The 17,894-nt window shown below is 58.0% G+C and carries 15 protein-coding genes; 5 read left to right on the top strand and 10 right to left on the bottom strand.

Translation table 11 applies throughout. The features are described 5' to 3' along the window. The first annotated feature begins 350 nt into the window (after window positions 1-350). Window positions 351-767: an Exc2 family lipoprotein gene (locus ABLV30_RS08830; RefSeq protein ID WP_014228272.1), complete on the top strand. Its 417-nt coding sequence runs from the start codon at window positions 351-353 to the stop codon at window positions 765-767. 37 nt (window positions 768-804) lie between these two features. Here the strand turns inward: ABLV30_RS08830 and ABLV30_RS08825 are convergent, their stop codons facing one another. The 10 genes from ABLV30_RS08825 to ABLV30_RS08780 all read right to left on the bottom strand — a co-directional run bounded on the left by ABLV30_RS08825 (window position 805) and on the right by ABLV30_RS08780 (window position 13,295). Next, complete coding sequence (locus tag ABLV30_RS08825; RefSeq protein WP_154971335.1) at window positions 805-1,956, bottom strand: Gfo/Idh/MocA family oxidoreductase; 1,152 nt, start codon at window positions 1,954-1,956, stop codon at window positions 805-807. Then, the gene (locus ABLV30_RS08820; RefSeq protein ID WP_143439493.1) at window positions 1,956-2,981 is read right to left on the bottom strand and encodes a sugar phosphate isomerase/epimerase; all 1,026 of its coding nucleotides are present in this window, start codon (window positions 2,979-2,981) and stop codon (window positions 1,956-1,958) included. Before ABLV30_RS08820 ends, ABLV30_RS08825 begins: the two co-directional genes overlap by 1 nt. Before the next feature lie 16 nt (window positions 2,982-2,997). Further along, entirely contained in the window at window positions 2,998-4,239 is a 1,242-nt protein-coding gene (locus tag ABLV30_RS08815) for an MFS transporter (protein ID WP_014228269.1), read from the bottom strand. 150 nt (window positions 4,240-4,389) lie between these two features. Continuing rightward, entirely contained in the window at window positions 4,390-5,766 is a 1,377-nt protein-coding gene (pheP, locus tag ABLV30_RS08810; protein ID WP_032748549.1) for a phenylalanine transporter, read from the bottom strand. Between the two features lie 267 nt (window positions 5,767-6,033). Beyond that, window positions 6,034-8,271, bottom strand: coding sequence for a TonB-dependent siderophore receptor (locus ABLV30_RS08805; protein WP_177945188.1), 2,238 nt, complete (start codon window positions 8,269-8,271; stop codon window positions 6,034-6,036). Between the two features lie 342 nt (window positions 8,272-8,613). After that, window positions 8,614-9,567 carry an aldo/keto reductase gene (locus tag ABLV30_RS08800; protein WP_014228266.1) on the bottom strand — a complete coding sequence of 318 codons (954 nt, stop codon included), beginning with the start codon at window positions 9,565-9,567 and terminating at the stop codon, window positions 8,614-8,616. Between the two features lie 131 nt (window positions 9,568-9,698). Continuing rightward, window positions 9,699-10,475: an ABC transporter substrate-binding protein gene (locus ABLV30_RS08795; RefSeq protein WP_004848539.1), complete on the bottom strand. Its 777-nt coding sequence runs from the start codon at window positions 10,473-10,475 to the stop codon at window positions 9,699-9,701. A 19-nt stretch (window positions 10,476-10,494) separates the two neighbouring features. After that, complete coding sequence (locus ABLV30_RS08790; protein ID WP_004848538.1) at window positions 10,495-11,673, bottom strand: M20 aminoacylase family protein; 1,179 nt, start codon at window positions 11,671-11,673, stop codon at window positions 10,495-10,497. 439 nt (window positions 11,674-12,112) lie between these two features. Then, window positions 12,113-12,595, bottom strand: coding sequence for an RcnB family protein (locus ABLV30_RS08785; protein WP_025107092.1), 483 nt, complete (start codon window positions 12,593-12,595; stop codon window positions 12,113-12,115). Between the two features lie 307 nt (window positions 12,596-12,902). Then, window positions 12,903-13,295, bottom strand: coding sequence for a hypothetical protein (locus ABLV30_RS08780; protein ID WP_004130158.1), 393 nt, complete (start codon window positions 13,293-13,295; stop codon window positions 12,903-12,905). A gap of 274 nt (window positions 13,296-13,569) precedes the next feature. On the opposite strand from ABLV30_RS08780, the gene ABLV30_RS08775 reads away from it, so the two are divergent. From ABLV30_RS08775 to ABLV30_RS08760, 4 genes are all read left to right on the top strand, one after another. After that, window positions 13,570-14,688: an ABC transporter substrate-binding protein gene (locus tag ABLV30_RS08775; protein ID WP_009654147.1), complete on the top strand. Its 1,119-nt coding sequence runs from the start codon at window positions 13,570-13,572 to the stop codon at window positions 14,686-14,688. Between the two features lie 6 nt (window positions 14,689-14,694). Then, window positions 14,695-15,777 (top strand): iron ABC transporter permease, encoded by a 1,083-nt coding sequence (locus ABLV30_RS08770; protein ID WP_265801642.1) that lies wholly within the window; start codon window positions 14,695-14,697, stop codon window positions 15,775-15,777. Then, window positions 15,774-16,565: an ABC transporter ATP-binding protein gene (locus ABLV30_RS08765; protein ID WP_064358047.1), complete on the top strand. Its 792-nt coding sequence runs from the start codon at window positions 15,774-15,776 to the stop codon at window positions 16,563-16,565. The genes ABLV30_RS08770 and ABLV30_RS08765 overlap by 4 nt, the downstream gene beginning before the upstream one ends. A gap of 281 nt (window positions 16,566-16,846) precedes the next feature. Then, a complete protein-coding gene (locus ABLV30_RS08760) occupies window positions 16,847-17,770 on the top strand; it encodes an aminoimidazole riboside kinase (RefSeq protein WP_182158105.1) in 924 nt (307 codons plus the stop codon). The last annotated feature ends 124 nt before the right edge of the window (window positions 17,771-17,894 follow it).

The raw sequence follows: 17,894 nt of genomic DNA, 5'->3' as shown, positions 1-17,894 counted from the left end.
GCGAGCATACAATTTTGTGACTTAATTTATCATCACGCGATGCATAATATTCGCCGGCAATCGTCATTCTCTGGCTCCGGTGGGCAGTAGCCCACTCGCCGCCGCCGGAAATGCTTCCGCCAGCCAGTCGATAAATACGCGCAGTCGATATTGCCGCTGATAAGGTCCGAGGGGCTGTCAGCAACCACCAGACTACGTTGATGGCGGGCTGGCGCAGAACTAAAAAATGCCGCCTGAAGACCCTTGGATTCATGGGTCTTCAGGTGCTACCGTATAGACATAATTAGCCGTTTTGTTCTGTAGCCGAATGATCGGTATACCTGTTCTAATAATTATGGATGATGATATCAATGAAACTAAAAATAGCGTTTATCGCGCTCGGCTGTTCGCTTGCCGCCCTTTCCGGCTGTACCTCCTCAAAATCGTCCCCGGAACGCCACGCTTACTATTTTGTCTCACATCGCAGCGATTTCGTCGGCGGTAACTTCGTTAGTAACCGTCAGGAAAACTACCGCTTAAATCTGCCGAACTTTACCGACATCTATGCCCGCGGCCAGCAGGACAGAAAGTCGGGGATGAGCGAAAGCGACGCTCGCCGTACCGCCGACGCAATCAGGCAGCAGGTGGCAGAGGGCACAAAAACCCAGCACGCATTTACCGGCAACGTCAGCGATAAATGGGACAACGAAATGGAAAATAAAGACGCCGTGCTGTTCGGTAATGAACTGGCCGGAACGTATCTCGACGGCTATTTTGGCGTGAAATAACCCAGCGGGTGCGCGAAATGCGCACCGCGCCTTCGGCTTATCTTTCCACCTTCACCCAGCGCTGCTGCTGATGGCTTTTCACTATCGCCGCAATGATGTACATCACGTCCGCCCCCTCGTAGAACGAGGCGAAACGCCGTGACGATGCCGGCGGCATCTCACCGGCGCGCACCGCCTGATAAAAGCTCAGCATCATATTTTTAAACGCATCGGGCCAGCCTTCATTATGCCCGCCGGGGAAGTGGGCGCTGGCGGCGGCCTCGCCGAGCATCAGGCTCGGATCGTCGCTCAGCAGCTGGTTTGGCCCCTGGCGATGGCCAATCCACAGCCGCTGTGGCATTTCCTGATCCCAGGCCAGCGAACAGCGGCTGCCGCCGATCTCCACCGTCAGGCCGTTTTTTCTCCCGGCGCTGACCTGCGAAACGATAAAGCTCCCTTTGCTGCCATCGTCGAAGCGAAACAGGACCGACCCCAAATCTTCGGTATCGACGGGCCGCGCTTCATACGCGATATCATCGCGATGCTGGCTGAACGTCGCGTCGCCGGCCACGGGCGCCTGGCGCGTCGGCCAGACGATGGAGAGGTCCGCCATCACCTCCACAATGCGTCGGCCGGTCATAAACTGCACCGTATCGCACCAGTGGGAACCAATGTCGGCCATCGCCCGCGAGGCCCCGCCCTGCGCCGAATCCACCCGCCAGTTATAGTCGGTCTCCAGCAGCATCCAGTCCTGCAAATAGCTGCCGTGCACCGCAAACAGCCTCCCGACATCGCCGTTGCGCATCATCGCCGCCGCCTGCTGCACCATGGCAAACTGGCGATAAACAAAGCTGACGCCATGAATCACCCCGGCGCTTTCCGCCAGCGCTACCAGCTCACGGGCCTCCTCCGCGGTCATGCAGAGCGGCTTTTCCGAAAAGACGTGCAGTCCGGCGGAGAGGATCTGTCGGTTAATCCGCGCATGCAGATGGTTCGGCGTACAGTTATGCACCACCTGTAGCCCGGGATGCGCCAGCAGCGCCTCAACGCTACCGTAGGCGTGCGCCACGTTGAGCTGGCGCGCCTTCTGCTGCGCCATCTCCAGCGAACCGTCGCACAGCGCCACCACCTCGATGTCGCCCACCCGGCGCAGCGCTTCCAGATGCGCCGGCCCGATAAATCCGGAGCCAATAATGCCGACCTGAATCATTATTCCCCCTCCTTGCCTGCGGCGAAATCGTCAAACGCCCGCCCGGAGACCGGGATGATATGGCGGCGGATAAACTCGCTGCCTTCGCGCGCGCCGACCTCCGCGTCCTTCAGGCAGCACTCCCACTCCAGCACCGCCCAGCCGTCAAAATCATACTCGGTGAGCTTGCTGAAAATCGTTTTGAAATCGATCTGCCCATCGCCCAGCGAACGAAAACGCCCCGCCCGCTGCTGCCAGTTCTGATAGCCGCCGTAGACCCCGCTGCGCCCGTCGCGGCGGAATTCGGCATCTTTGACGTGAAAGGCTTTGATTCGCGAATGATAGATATCGATATACGCCAGGTAGTCCATCTGCTGAAGATGAAGGTGGCTGGGGTCATAGAGCATATTGCAGCGCGGATGGTTATCGACCCGCTGCAGGAAACGCTCGAAGGTCACGCCGTCATGCAGATCTTCGCCGGGATGGATTTCGTAGCAGACATCCACGCCCTGTTCGTCAAAAACGTCCAGCAGCGGTCGCCAGCGCCGGGCCAGTTCATCAAAGGCCTCATCGAGAAGCGGCTGATTATGCGGCGGCCACGGATAAAAATAAGGCCACGCCAGCGCCCCGGAAAAGGTGGCATGCGCCTTCAGCCCCAGACGCGCCGAGGCCACCGCCGCCTGGCGTACTTTTTCTACCGCCCACTGCTGGCGCGCCTGCGGGTTACCGCGCAGCGCTGCGGGCGCAAACGCGTCAAAGGCCGTATCATAAGCCGGATGAACGGCCACCAGCTGCCCCTCAAGATGGGTGGACAGCTCGCCGATCGCCAGGCCCTGTTCCGCCAGGATGCCGCTCACCTCATCGCAGTAGGTCTGGCTCGCGGCGGCGCGTTCAACGTCGAAAATCGCCGGATGGTTACAGGGGATCTGCAGTGCCTGATAGCCCAAACCGGCGGCCCACTGCGCCAGGCCCTCCAGGGTATTAAACGGCGCCTGCGCGCCGATAAACTGCGCCAGGAAAATGCCCGGTCCTTTGATTGTTTTCATACCACCTCCTGAAAAATTAACGCTGCTCTTTCTCGTTGTACTGGAAAGAGAAAAGGAAAATCAGCGCGATAACCGCAGCGGCCACCGCCGGGATCCACCAGAAGGTCACCCACGCCTGCGGTACGCTCTGGCCTGCCACCAGATGGTTGTACAGCGCGCCGGAGATCTGCGACCCCAGCAGCATGCCGATACCGTAGGTGAACATCACGATCATGCTTTGCGCCTGGCCCTTCACTTTTTCACCGGCCACGCGGTCGGTATAGATAAAGCCGACAACAAAGAAAAAGTCATAGCACACGCCGTGCAGCAGGATGCCGAGATAGAGCAGGAAGCGCCCCTCTTCGCTGACCCCCAGCGCAAAGAAGGCGTAGCGCACAAACCACGCCGCCATGCCGATCAGCAGCATGTATTTCACCCCGAGGCGGCGGAACAGCAGCGGGATCACCAGCATAAAGAAAATTTCTGACATCTGACCGAACGACATCGCGGTGCTGACGTCCGCGATGCCGGCATCCGCCAGATAAGAGGCGGTATAGGCGTAGTAGGTCCCCAGCGGAATCGAAATCAGCGTCGCGCAGAGGGAGAAAATCAGGAAGTGGCGCGTTTTAAGCAGCGCGAAAGCGTCGGCGCACAGCAGATCGCGAAACTGGACCGGCGTCCCTTTCGCCGGCGCCGGCGTGTGCGGTAGCGTCAGGCTATAAACGGCCAACGCCGCCGAGCAGAGCGCCGCCAGGGTAAAAATGCCGGTGGTATCGGAGATACCGGTGACGCCGATGAAGATACCGGCGATAATCCAGCCGATGGTGCCGAAGACGCGCACCACCGGAAAGGTTTTATCGACGTTCGCCAGGCTGTGGAAAGCGATGTTGTTGGTCAGCGCCAGCGTCGGCATATAGCACAGGGTGTAGCCGAACAGCAGGCCAATCAGCAGCGCGCCGTTTTGCGCCACCAGCGCCTGCGGGACAAACCACAAAATAACCGCTCCGGCCAGATGCATCACCGCCATCACCTTCTGCGAAGCGAAAAAGCGATCGACCAGCATTCCCAGCACAAATGGCGAGAGAATAGAGGCAATCGGCCCGGCGGAGAAAGCATCGCCGATCAGCAGCGACATCTCATAGCGGGTCATCACCAGCCCCAGCGTCACCGACCAGCTACCCCAGATAAAGAACTGCATAAACATCATTAACGACAGCCGCGGCACCAGAAAACGGTGGGCTACGCGGGGACTTTCACGACCTTCGGTTGTTGTGACCATTTCGACCGCCCTCATAAAGTAATCGATTACAAATACGCTCAAATAAAAAGTAATCGATTACAAAAAGAAGATCGCGGGCAAAATACGCTAAGCGCGAAGAAGATCACAATAAAAACAGATAATGCCCCGCCGGACGACGGGGCGATCGTGCTACGCCGGACGGCGCAGGGTTTTAAAGGCCACAAACAGGAACAGGATCCACACCGGCAGCAGAATCGCCGACAGGCGCATCCCGTCAATGGTGCACATCAGCACCAGGATCAGCCCCAGAAAGGCGATACAGATATAGTTTCCGGCGGGCGACAGCAGCGCTTTAAACTTCGACTCGCGCCCCTTGCGCCGCTGGGCGGCGCGAAACTTGAGGTGCGCCAGGCAGATCATAATCCAGTTCAGCAGCAGCGTTGCTACCACCAGCGCCATCAGCAGGCCGAGGGCTTTCTGCGGCAGCAGATAGTTAAGCAGCACCACCAGCGAGGTGATAATCCCCGAGAGCAGCAGGGAGTTAACCGGCACGCCGCGCTTGCTGACGCGGGCGAGAAACTTCGGCGCATTGCCCTGCACCGACAGACCGAACAGCATCCGGCTATTTGAGTAAACGCCGCTGTTATAAACCGACAGCGACGCTACCAGAATCACGAAGTTCAGCGCGGAAGCCACCACGTTGCTGTCGAGATTATGAAAGATCATCACGAACGGGCTGCTGTCGGATTTGATTTCCACCCACGGATAGAGCGCCAGCAGAACCACCAGCGAACCGATATAAAACAGCAGAATACGGTATACCACCTGGTTAACCGCTTTCGGGATGCTCTTTTCCGGGTTCTGCGCTTCCGCGGCGGTAATGCCGATAAGCTCCAGTCCGCCGAAGGAGAACATGATCACCGCCAGCGACACGATCAGGCCGTGCCAGCCGGTGGCGAAGAAACCGCCGTGTTTCCACAGGTTATCGATGCCCGCTTTGCTGCCGCCGTGGCCGCCGAACAGCATCCACAGGCCAAAGCCGATCATGCCGATAATCGCCAGCACCTTAATCAGCGCGAACCAGAACTCCGCTTCACCGTACAGGCGCACGTTCACCAGGTTTACGGCGTTGATAATGATGAAGAACGCGGCGGCCCAGATCCACGTCGGCACATCCGGCAGCCAGTACTGCATATAGATCCCGGCGGCGGTCAGCTCCGCCATCCCGACCAGCACGAACATCACCCAGTAGTTCCAGCCGGAAAGAAAACCGGCGAACGGGCCCCAGTATTTATAAGCAAAGTGGGCAAAGGAGCCTGAAACCGGTTCTTCGACGACCATTTCGCCCAGCTGGCGCATGATCAGAAAGGCGACGATCCCGGCGACGGCATAGCCGAGCAGTACGGCCGGTCCCGCCATTTGAATCGCCGGCCCGATGCCGAGAAACAGGCCGGTACCGATGGCGCCGCCAAGGGCGATAAGTTGAATATGTCGGTTCTGTAAACCGCGATGAAGCGTCGGGCCGCTTTCCTCTACGGCATCCGACGACGTTGACGCGTCTTTCACGTCGATCCCCTGTGTATATATATGAAGGGGCACCTTTTAACACTTATACCCGTCATACTTCAAGCTGCATGTGCGTTGGCTTTTCTCGCTCACCCCAGTCACTTACTGGAGTAAGCTCCTGGGGATTCCCTGCGTCGCCGCCTTCCTGCAACTCGAATTATTTAGGGTATAAAATCGTCATACTTCAAGCCGCAGATGCCCTGGCTTTATACATTCATTGATTTATTACAACCGGCGAGCCGCCCTGCCCGCTCCTGCGGTTTTGCCTTAAAATTCGTAGCCGACCGAAACCTTGAACGTGCGCGGTTCGCCGCGGAACAGATAGGTTCCGCTGTCGTCCGCGCCGGACCAGTAGTTCTCATCCGTCACGTTATCGACGCCCGCGCGTACCGTCATCTGATTCTGGTTCTCGTTAAGCGCCAGACGATAGCGCACGCCGAGATCCAGGGTCGTGAAGCTATCAATCTTCTTGCTGTTCGCCTGGTCGGCATACTGCGAACCCGAGTGATTGAGGCGTGCGGTGGCGGTCAGGCCGTCGATAGGTTTGATGTCATACTCTGCGCCAAGCACCGCGTAGAAGCCCGGTACGCCGATGGCCGTTTTACCATCATTGACGCCATCCTTGGTTTTCGACAGTTCGGCTTTCAGCCAGGTCGCGCTGGCGTTAAGGCGCAGGCCGTACAGCGGTTCGCCGAAAACGTTAAATTCCACGCCGCGATTGCGCTGCTCGCCGTTAAGGCCATAGCGTTTCTGGCTATCCAGGAAGGCGGAAGGCATTTTAATTTCAAACAGCGCCAGCGAGCCGCCAATGCGGCCAAAATCCGCCTTCATCCCGACTTCGTTTTGTTTTGAGTGAATAATTCCGACGCTTTCCCCATAGTTAGCGGCGGAGGTTGGCGCATTGCTGCCCGGCTGCAGGGCTTCGGTATGGTTAGCGTATAAAGAGAGAACCTGCCACGGCTTATAGACCACGCCATAGGTCGGCATCCAGCGGCTGTCGTCATACGCATCGCTTTGCAGGCCGGTGACTTTATCGTAGTTGCGCACCACCACTTTTTGATGACGGGCGCCGACGGTGAACAGCAGCGTATCGTCCAGCACGCCGAGGGTGTCGCTCAGCAGCCAGCCCTGGGAACGGGTGCGGCCGCTGGTGAGCGGATCGTCATAGTCGCCGCCGAATGAAGCGTTCGCCGGGGGCGCAACCGGACGGGTATCGTAGATATTCACCAGCGGATTATCCGCCGCCTTCGACATCCGCCACGCGGTTTTGTCGTTCTGGGTTTTCGCCGAATAGCCGACGTTGACCTTGTGCGACACAAAACCGGTGGCGAATTCGCCGCGTATCCCGGCCATGCCGCTGGCGGTATCCATATAGCGGTTGGTGTCCAGGCGCCCCGCCGTGGCGTTGCCCGCCCGGTCAATCAGCTTCGAGGCGCTATAGAGACCGATTTCATGGGCATGCTGCGCCCCCAGAGCGGCGTAGGCGGTCCATTTATCGACAATGTCGTATTCCATTCTCAGCATACCGAACTCATTTTCGATATCGCTGTAAGCCCATTTTTGCGTGTAGTTGTGGGTGTTATCCGGCAGGCGCGGAATAAAATCGACGCCCGAAATGTTGATGCCCATCGGGCTACCGTGGAAGGTTTTTTTCTGATAGCCAAAGTCAAACGAGCTGCGCACCCGTTCGCCGCGATAATCGAGCCCTATGGAGGCCAGCGTGGTTCTGCGCTTATCACTCTCCACCGCCGCCTCGCCTTCGCGGTGCACCAGATTCACCCGCGCGCCGAACTGGTTGTCGTCGCCAAAGCGGCGGCCCAAATCCAGCGTGCCGCCGACCTGAGAATCCGAGGTATAGTCGACGCCCACGCGGGCGGTCGGGGTATCTTCCGCGCGCTTAGGCTCCAGGTTGATCATCCCGCCGACGCCGGAGCTGGCCGCACCGTTAAGCAGAGCGTTGGCGCCTTTAAAAATTTCGACCCGCTCAAGCATGGCGGTATCCACCACCTGACGCGGCACCACGCCCGCCAGCCCGCTCAGGGTCATATCATCGCCGTCAAATTTAAGGCCGCGAATGCGGTAGGTCTCGGCGTAGTTACCGTAGCCCTGCACCGGCTGAACCCCGGCATCGTTGCTGACCACATCGGCGATGGTTTTCGCCTGCTGATCCTCGATAAGCTTCGAGGTATAGCCGATGATGCTAAACGGAACGTCCATCGCGTTTTGTTCGCCGAGCATCCCTAGACGGCCGCCGTTGGCTATCTGACCATCGAGATAGGCGGGCACTATCAAATCGCCGCCGGCTTTAAAATCGCTGGCGGATGCGGCCTGAACGACCATCGTTTCTTCGCTTTTCTGGCGTTCGGCGACGTTTTCCGCCGCCGTTGCCGAATGGGAGATTGCGCCAATGGTTAACGCCAGCAGCGTTTTCCGCAGCGGGAAAGCCGGTGCGGCGCAGCCGCTTAAGTTGGCAGAGACGGCCAGCGCCGGGAGAGTGCGTTTCATAAGATCAGTCCTGAACAAAATCAACGATCCGATAGTGACTCCGCCGCCGAAATTCGCATTTCCGGTCTTGCGCCTGTGAGCCCCATCCAGTGCCTTCGCCGTTTCCCTGTGAGCCCGCGACGTACGCAGGTTATCTCCTGATAAAACCGCAAACAAGAAGAAGAATGAGAACTATACGCATTATCTTATCGTAATCAAGCCTGGCTTTTGCCGTCTGGAAAAACGTTTCATTTTTCGCTGAAAGGGATTCGCCGCAGAGGTTTGGGCGAAAGGTGAGGAAGCGCGCGCAGCAAAACGCGGAGAGACAAAAGGCCGGAACCCGACAGGCTCCGGCCTCAATCACTACGCGCTGGCGGTATCCAGACGCGCCAGCTGCCCGGCGCTCAGGCTCAGCGCGGCGGCGCGAGCAAAGCTCTCCACCTGAGCGAGGCTGGTGGCGCTGGCGATGGGCGCCGTCACGCCGTCGCGGCTCATCAGCCAGGCCAGCGCGACTTCGGCAGGTTTAGCGCCGCTTTGCTCCGCCACTTCAACCAGGGTATCGACAATACGCAGCCCGCGAGGATTGAGATATTTGCCGATACCGCCCCCGCGCTGGCTTTGCGCCAGGTCGGACTGCTGGCGGTATTTGCCGGTCAGGAAGCCGGACGCCAGGCTGTAGTAGGTCACCACGCCGATATCGCGGCTGATGCACAGGTCGCAGAGCGCGCCCTCAAAAGCCGAGCGATGATAAAGATTGTATTCCGGCTGCAGCACCTGCCAGGCCGGCAGGCCGCTTTTACGCGACACCTCCAGCGCGCCTGAAAGCTGCTGCGCATCGAGGTTCGAGGCGCCCATGGCGCGGATTTTCCCCGCCTGCTGTAGGGCGTGGAAGGCGTCGAGGGTTTCGGCGACCGGCGTTTCCGGGTCCGGCCAGTGGGCGAAATAGAGGTCAATATAATCGGTATTCAGGCGTCGCAGGGAGTCGTCCACCGCCTGCTGGATCCAGGCTTTTTTCAACCCTTTATGACCGGGAAGGCCTAAATCGGAACCCACTTTGGTGAAGAGCTTTACCTTATCGCGCATGCCTGGCCGCGCCTGTAGCCAGCGGCCGATAATGGTTTCAGACTCGCCGCCCTGGTTGCCATCCGCCCAGCGGGAGTAGACATCCGCCGTGTCGATAGCATCGAAGCCGTGGTCTATAAACGCATCAAGAATGGCAAAACTGGTTTTTTCATCGATGGTCCAGCCAAAAACGTTACCGCCAAACACCAGCGGGGCGATGGAAAATCCGGTTTTGCCCAAGGGACGTGTCATCATGCCGTTCACTCCTTATCGCTTATATTCAGTATCCTTCGGAACGCCGTGAGGGCCAGAAAAGGACAATTACGGGATAGTAAGAAAAGGAAGCTTGAAGCGGGCTATCCGTGCCCGCTGAATGCATAACAACATTATGTCCCGGAATAGACGTCAAAGCTAAAATATTTCCCGGCTAACTTTTTATAGGTGCCGTCGGCGAGAATAGTGGCAATCGCGCCGTTTATCTCCTGGCGCAGAGCATCGTCCTCTTTGCGCAGGCCAATCGCCGCGCCGGCGCCGAACAGCTTGTCGTCCTTCAGGTGGCCGCCAACGAAGGCAAAATCTTTACCCTGCGGCTGCTGCAGGAAGCTGTAGTCGGCCATCATCCCGGAAAGCACCGCGCCGTCAATACGCCCGGACTCCAGATCCTGAACCACGCGATCCGCCCCCTGATAGGCGACGATATTGATCCCCGCCGTGCGCCAGTGCTGGTTAACGTAAGTCTCCTGCGCCGAGCCCTGCTCTACGCCGATGGTTTTGCCCTTCAGCTGCTCGACGGTATTCCCGGCCAGGGTGTTTTTACGCGCCACGAGGAACACCGGGCCGTTGTACAGCTTGTCGCTAAAGCCGATCTGCTCTTTGCGCTTCTCGGTCATATACATGCCGGAGAGGATCGCGTCGAACTTACGCGCCTTCAGCGCCGGAATAATGCCGTCGAAGTTGCTTTCCACCCACACGCACTTCGCCTGCAGCTGGGCGCAAATCGCGTTGCCGAGGTCAATATCAAAACCCGCCAGCTTACCCTGCGGATCTTTCCATTCAAACGGCGCGAAAGTCGGATCGACGCCAAAGCGAATTTCCTTATTTTCTGCGGCCAGGGCTGAAGTTGAGGCCATCAGCGCGACCCACAGCAGAAGAGATTTTTTCATTATTTACGGACTCCAGAGATCAACGGCAGTGTGTTTCAACTAACCGGGCGAACAGCGTCGCGCCGGTAGAAATAATGTCATCATTAAAGTCATAGCCGGGGTTGTGCACCATACAGCTGCCCTTCCCGCCTTTCTCGCCATTGCCCAGCAGGAAGTAGCAGCCGGGGCGCTGCTGGAGCATAAAGGCGAAATCTTCGCTGGCGTTCATCGGCGAAATGGATTCCAGCACGCCCTCCTCGCCAAAGACGTCCAGCGCCAGCGCTTTGGCGAATTCGGTCTCTTCGACGCTGTTGGTCAGTACCGGATAGGAGTCAAAAACCGCTACCTCGCTGCTGGCGCCGTAGCTTTTGGCGGTAAAATCAGCGAGCTCCTTGATCCGCTTAATCAGCAGGTCGCGAATTTCCGGCTTCATCGCCCGCACGCTCAGCTCCATCACCACGTTCTCAGGGATGACGTTGGAGGCGATACCCGCCTGGAAGGTGCCGACGCTCACCACCGCGGTTTCGCCCGGCGGTACGTTACGCGCAACGATGCTTTGCAGATTCATCACCAGCGCCGCGCCGGTAACAATGGGATCGACGGTGCGCTCGGGATGCGCGCCGTGGCCGCCGTAGCCGGTAATGGTGATTTTTACCGTATCCGCCGAGGCCATAAAATTCCCGGCGTAAAAGCCGATTTTCCCCACCGGCAGGCCCGGCATATTGTGCAGGCCGAAGATGCGCTCGCAGGGAAAGCGCTCAAACAGGCCGTCTTTGATCATTAAATCCGCGCCGCCGATCGCTTCTTCCGCGGGCTGGAAAATCAGGTGTACCGTGCCGTTGAACTGGCAGGCCGGCGAGGCGATATATTTCGCCGCCGCCAGCAGAATGGTGGTGTGGCCGTCGTGGCCGCAGGCGTGCATTTTTCCGGCCACGGTGCTGGCCCAGGGGAGATCGGTCGCTTCGAAAATCGGCAGCGCGTCCATGTCGGCGCGCAGGCCGATAGTACGCGGCGAATCGCCCTTGCTTAACGTTCCTACCACCCCGGTTTTCGCCAGCCCGCGGGTCACCGTATAGCCCCACTCGGTCAGTTTTCCGGCCACCAGCTCGCTGGTATTAAACTCTTCCAGGCTTAATTCCGGATGGGCGTGCAAATAATGACGGATCGCAATCATTTCATCTTCGGTAGCTTTAATTTCAGGAATTACACAGTCGGTCATGCCGGTCTCCGGGATATAGAATCAAGTGCTAAGCTTTAATAACTTAACGTGCTAAGGGTTTATTGCAAGCAGGATTTCTTATTCCGCGCGGGGTTTTCATCTGATTTATTCATAGCGATTTAACGGCGAAGCGGACGAGTTTTACTATCACCTGAACCAGGAAACGTCTTACATTCTCTGCCTTTTATTAATCATGAAGCACAATACTCATTTATAAAGCCTAAATAAGCAGATAAAACATCAAAGAAGAGGCGCAAGGATGATATTTTCAACTTTGCGGTTTTTAAGCGGATTTGATGTGAGAACAGGGGCAGGTGGGCATCGCCCGATAGCGCCAGGCTGGCCGGACTACCGTCCCGCAGACGCGGAAATCGGTAGCGCGAACAGGTGCACAGCACCGCCTCCGGAGGAGGCGGTTGCGAGGTTAAAGCAGAAAAGGTTAGTGGCTCAGCGCGCCGTTAATCAGGATCGACGTAATAATCCCGGTCGCGGCGGCAATCAGCACATAGTTACCGTCAATATAGGACCAGTGCTGTCCGTGCGGCGGTGCCGGTAATCCGCGATCGTTCCAGTCGTTTATCCGGTAATCATTGCCGCGATAACGTTCCGGAGCCGGCTGACCTTTGCGAAAATCATGGCCGTTCCACGCGAAATGGTCCCGCTCATGGCGCTCCTGATGAGGATTGCCCTGCGGCCCCTTGTCACCGCGCGACGGGCCACGGTTATCGTCGTTACCCTGATGATTGTTGGCCTGCGGCCCCTTGCCCGGCCCCTGCTGACGGTTGCCGTCCGGGCCACCGCGGCCGGCGTCTTGCTGCCAGACCTGCTGCTGACCGCGGTTGTTGCCGCCAGGACCATCCGCCCAGGAGACGGAAGTCAAAGCACAAGATAGAATAATCGCCAGTGAAAGAATCTTTTTCATAATACACCTCCTGATATATTTCCTTTGTACCGGGAAAATGTGGAGGAATAGTGAGTAACAATATAACCAGGACAATTCCTGGCTTATACCTTTCATCTTTTAAGGCGCATGTCCTGGCTGGATGCATTCCCCCGTTCACCTGGCGACCGGTGCTCCCGGGGACTTATAAATTCGCCGCCGCAGTGCGGCTAAAAATCCAGGGAGAGAGCATGATAACGTTTTTAAAATATTATCCCGACGCTGAACAAAGCGCACCAAATAACAAAAAAGGCCGCTTTCGCGACCTTTTTGAGAAAATAGCCAGAGATTACTCAGTGACTTTGGTTTTTAGCTCTTCGGCACCCTGCTTGGTTTTATCCCAGCCTTCTTTGCTGACCTCTTTGGTCTTATTCCAGCCTTTTTCGGTGCCTTCTTTGGTCGCGTTCCAGCCCTTCTCAGTCCCTTCTTTGGTCTTATTCCAGGTTTTCTGCGCGCCTTCGCTGACTTCGCTGCCTACGCTGTCGCTTTTGCCTTCTGCCGCGTGTTTGGCTTTCAGCTGCTGCTCTTCACCCTGGTGCTGGGCCTCGTGCAGTTTTTCTTTCGCGGTGTTCGCCCCTTCATGGGCCGCCGCGACGGTATCGTCGGTTGCGTGTGTCGTTGTTGCAGCAAAAACAGGAGCTGCTACCAGAATCGCAGATAACGCAATCATTGCTTTTTTCATAATGTCCTCTCTCGCTAACGAACTTAATGTTATGAGTCGCATTTAGCATGGCACAAGATTTTACCGTCTGGCTTTAGGGATTGTTCTTAAAACTGATTTCGGACTTTTCTATCGACTTTTGGTCTGCCGCGTCCCGCTTCTGAATGCGCGAATAAATTCCAACAAATTTGTTACATTTTAAGTCATTTGCCGTTGATATACTTGCCGTTTATGTTTACACGAGAATAATTCTCAGAATCATTATATTTATAAATTAGCAAACGGAACGCATATTATGGCAAGAAAATCAGTAGGTTCATTCATCCTTACTGCCCTGATTTCCACTCCTCTCTGTAGCTTTGCCGCGCAATATCCGCTCACCGTCACCGATCTCGACGGCCGCGCGATTACGCTCCAGCATGAGCCACAGCGCATTATCCTGCAGGATGGTCGCGATATTATGGCCATGGCCCTGCTCGACCGCGACAACCCCTTCAGGCGCGTCGTGGCATGGAATAACCTGGCCAGAAAACAGGACATCAATACCTGGAAAATGCTGCAAGAGAAGTGGCCGCAATCCGCTCAGATCCTCGATATGGGCTTTAGCGATAAGGGCAACGTTGACCTTGAGAGCGTCATTTCCCGCCAGCCGGACCTGATGATCGCCCAGCTTCGCGCGAAGCCCGCGCTGGAGGAGAGCGGTGTCATCAGCAAGCTCAGCGCGCTGAATATTCCCGTGCTGTTCGTCGATTATGAAATCAACCCCGGCAAAGACACCGCCCCGAGTATCGATCTGCTGGGGAAAGTCCTTAACCGTGAAGAAAACGCCAAAGCCTATACCGACTATTACCGTCAGCAGCTGGACGCCATCCGCCAGAAAACCGCGAACATCACGCCGAAGGCTAACGTTTTTGTCGAGGCGCTGGCGGGTAATAGCGATGCCTGCTGCTTTACCCACGGCCACAACGGCTGGGGCGGTCTGGTCGAAGCCGTCGGCGCGAACAATATCGGCTCGCAGCTGCTGCCGGGCGCTTCCGGCTTTGTGTCGCTGGAAAAAGTGATTAGCATGAAGCCGGATGCCTATATTATGACCGGTTCAAAACGCGGGAATAGCCAGGTGCTGCCGCTCGGTTTACAGGCCGATCCCCAGGAGGTCAATCGTCAGGCGGAGCGGCTGCTGTCGCGCACCGGCGTGAGCAACATCCCGACGATTGAAGCAAAACGCGCTTACGGCATTTACCACCACTTCTACAACCATCCGTGGAATATCGTCGGGATGGCGTATCTGGCGAAGGATATCTATCCCCAGACCTTCAGCGACCTCAACCCTGACGATAGCTGGCACTACATTGTCCGTCATTTCACCACCCTTCCCGATCTGCCGTTTGTTTTTTCCTGGCAACAAGGTGAGTAATTAGCCATGAGTCTCTCTCCTGAATCCGATATCGTCGCGTTCGGCGTCGATAGCCGTGACGTAATGGCAAACTACCGTCACATTGTGCGCCGCCGCGCCATCATGCTGCTGCTGCTGACGCTGTTGATTGTCGCCTCGCTGCTGCTCGACTTCGTGATGGGACCATCCGGCCTGTCGCTGCAGGCGCTTTGGCAAACCCTTACCGACCCGGCCAGCGCCAGCGCCGGGACGCGGGCGATCGTCTGGGATATCCGCATGCCCTATGCGCTGATGGCGATCGTCGTCGGCCTGGCTCTCGGCCTCGCCGGGGCGGAAATGCAGACCATCCTTAACAATCCGCTGGCGAGCCAGTTTACGCTCGGCGTCTCCTCGGCGGCGGCATTCGGCGCGGCGCTGGCTATCGTGCTGGGGATAGGGATTCCCGGCATTCCCGGCCAGTGGTTTGTCTCGGCCAACGCTTTTATCTTCGCTCTGCTGGCGGCGCTGCTGCTGGACGGTATTACGCGCTGGACCCAGGTCGCCACCTCCGGCGTCATTCTGTTCGGGATCGCGCTGGTGTTTACCTTCAATGCGCTGGTATCGATGCTGCAGTTTGTCGCCAACGAAGATACCCTCCAGGGACTGGTGTTCTGGACGATGGGCAGCATTGACCGCGCCTCATGGCAAAAGGTGGGGATCCTGCTTGCGATACTGGCGGTCGTCATGCCGCTATCAATGCGCAGCGCGTGGAAGCTGACCGCGCTGCGCCTCGGCGAGGACCGGGCCGTCAGCTTCGGCATCAACGTGCGCCGCCTGCGCCTGACCACCCTGCTGCGCATCAGCGTTCTGTCGGCGATTTCGGTGGCGTTCGTTGGCCCAATCGGTTTTATCGGCCTGGTGGCGCCGCATATCGCCAGGCTGGTTTTCGGCGAAGATCACCGCTTTTACCTGCCGGCCAGCGCGTTAATCGGCGCCCTCGTCCTGTCGCTGGCTTCGGTTGCGGCAAAAAACCTGATTCCCGGCGCAGTGATTCCGGTGGGCATCGTCACCTCGCTGGTGGGGGTGCCTTTTTTCCTGAGCATCATTTTGCGCCATCGGGGGCACGTATGAGCCATGTTGTATCCGGACTGGCGCTGACCCATTTCAGCGCCGGTTATCCCAGACGTCAGGTGATCCGCGACCTGACGGTACCGCGGCTGCAGCGCGGTAAAATCACCGCGCTGCTCGGCCCCAACGGCAGCGGAAAATCCACCCTGATGCGGGCGATGGCCGGGCTGGGGCCGTCCGCGGGCGAGCTGTTGCTGGACGGTGAGAATCTGCTTGCCCTCCCCTTTGCCCGGCGTGCGGAAAAAGTGGTCTACCTGCCGCAGACGCTGCCCGCCGGCGTGCACTTGCGGGTGCTGGAGTCGATTATTGTCGCTCAACGCGCCGCCGGAGGAGCGCACAGCCCGGAAAATCAGGCGCAGGTGATGTCGCTGCTGCGCCAGCTAGGCATTGAACATCTGGCGCTGAGCTATCTCGACCGGCTATCCGGCGGGCAGAAGCAGCTCGTCGGCCTGGCGCAATCGCTTATCCGTCAGCCAGCCCTGCTGCTGCTGGATGAGCCCCTTAGCGCGCTGGATTTAAACTATCAGTTCCACGTGATGGATCTGGTGCGTGAGGAGACGCAGAGGCGCAACATCATCACGCTGGTGGTGGTTCACGACATCAATATCGCCCTGCGCCACGCGGATCACGTGCTGATGTTGAAAGAGGGACAACTGCTGGGGGACGGCGCGCCGGCCGAGGTGATTACCCCGCAGGCTCTGGCGGCGGTTTACGGCGTGCGCGGGCGCATCGAGCCCTGTTCTCAGGGGGTGATGCAGGTGATTATCGACGGTCTGGCGGCGGGGGCTTAAGCGGCTGCGGCGTTGAACATCAAGCCCTGAGATCCCCTCTCTCCAGGGCTTTGCCGGAGGCGGCGCGCTGCGCCTCTCCGGCCTACCGCGTTATGCCGCCATCTCGCCCGCCGCCACCGGAAGCCCCTCCCGCCTGGCCGAATCATCGCTCTTTTGCTAACCAGCTCACGTTTTTATGCCCTGATTGGCACTTTTCCGCCCGTGACGTTCCCCTCATTCTGTCGCTATGCTTTAATGTGCTAAACCGGTTTAATTAAGTTTAGCTATGGAGAATTTTCAACATGAATGCAAAAGTTTGGGTTCTGGGAGACGCGGTAGTGGACCTGCTGCCGGAGAGCGAAGGCCGCCTGCTGCGCTGCCCCGGCGGCGCCCCGGCTAACGTGGCGGTCGGTATCGCCCGCCTTGGCGGCGACAGCGGATTTATCGGCCGCGTCGGCGACGATCCGTTTGGCCGCTTTATGCGCCATACCCTGCAACAGGAGCAGGTCGACGTCAGCCATATGCGCCTCGACGGCCAGCACCGTACCTCCACAGTGGTGGTCGACCTGGACAATCAGGGGGAACGTACCTTTACCTTTATGGTGCGCCCCAGCGCGGACCTGTTTCTGGCGGAAGAAGACCTGCCGCAGTTTACCGCCAACCAGTGGCTGCACGTCTGCTCCATCGCGCTCAGCGCCGAGCCCAGCCGCAGCACCACCTTCTCGGCGATGGAAAGCATCAAACATGCCGGCGGCCGGGTCAGCTTTGACCCCAATATCCGCCCGGACCTCTGGCAGGATCAGGAGCTGCTGCACGCCTGCCTCGATCGCGCCCTGCGCATGGCCAACGTGGTGAAGCTGTCGGAAGAGGAGCTGGTATTCATCAGCGGCAGTGATGATTTAGCCTACGGAATCGCCAGCGTGACCGAACGCTATCAGCCTGAACTGCTGCTGGTGACCCAGGGCAAAGCCGGCGTACTTGCCGCCTTTCAGCAGCAGTTTACCCATTTCAGCGCCAAGCCCGTTGTCAGCGTGGACACCACCGGCGCGGGCGACGCATTTGTCGCCGGACTGCTCGCAAGCCTTGCTGCCAACGGGATGCCGACGGATATCGCTGCGCTGGAACCGACGCTCACGCTGGCGCAAACCTGCGGCGCCCTGGCGACAACGGCGAAAGGCGCCATGACCGCCCTGCCATACCAGCGCGATCTTAATCGCCAGTTTTGATCCTTCAGGCCGCCGCGCGCGGCCCAGTTTGTTGCATCCATCACATTTATTAAACCGGTTTAGCAAAATCCATTTCAAAATGTTAAGGGTCATGCTTAACATAGCGACTAAACCGGTTTAGCAA

Source organism: Klebsiella sp. CN_Kp113 (genome assembly GCF_040064585.1).
In the GTDB taxonomy this organism is placed as follows: domain Bacteria; phylum Pseudomonadota; class Gammaproteobacteria; order Enterobacterales; family Enterobacteriaceae; genus Klebsiella; species Klebsiella michiganensis.
Note: the sequence above shows the minus strand (reverse complement) of the source record. Positions and strands in the feature narration are given on the sequence as shown.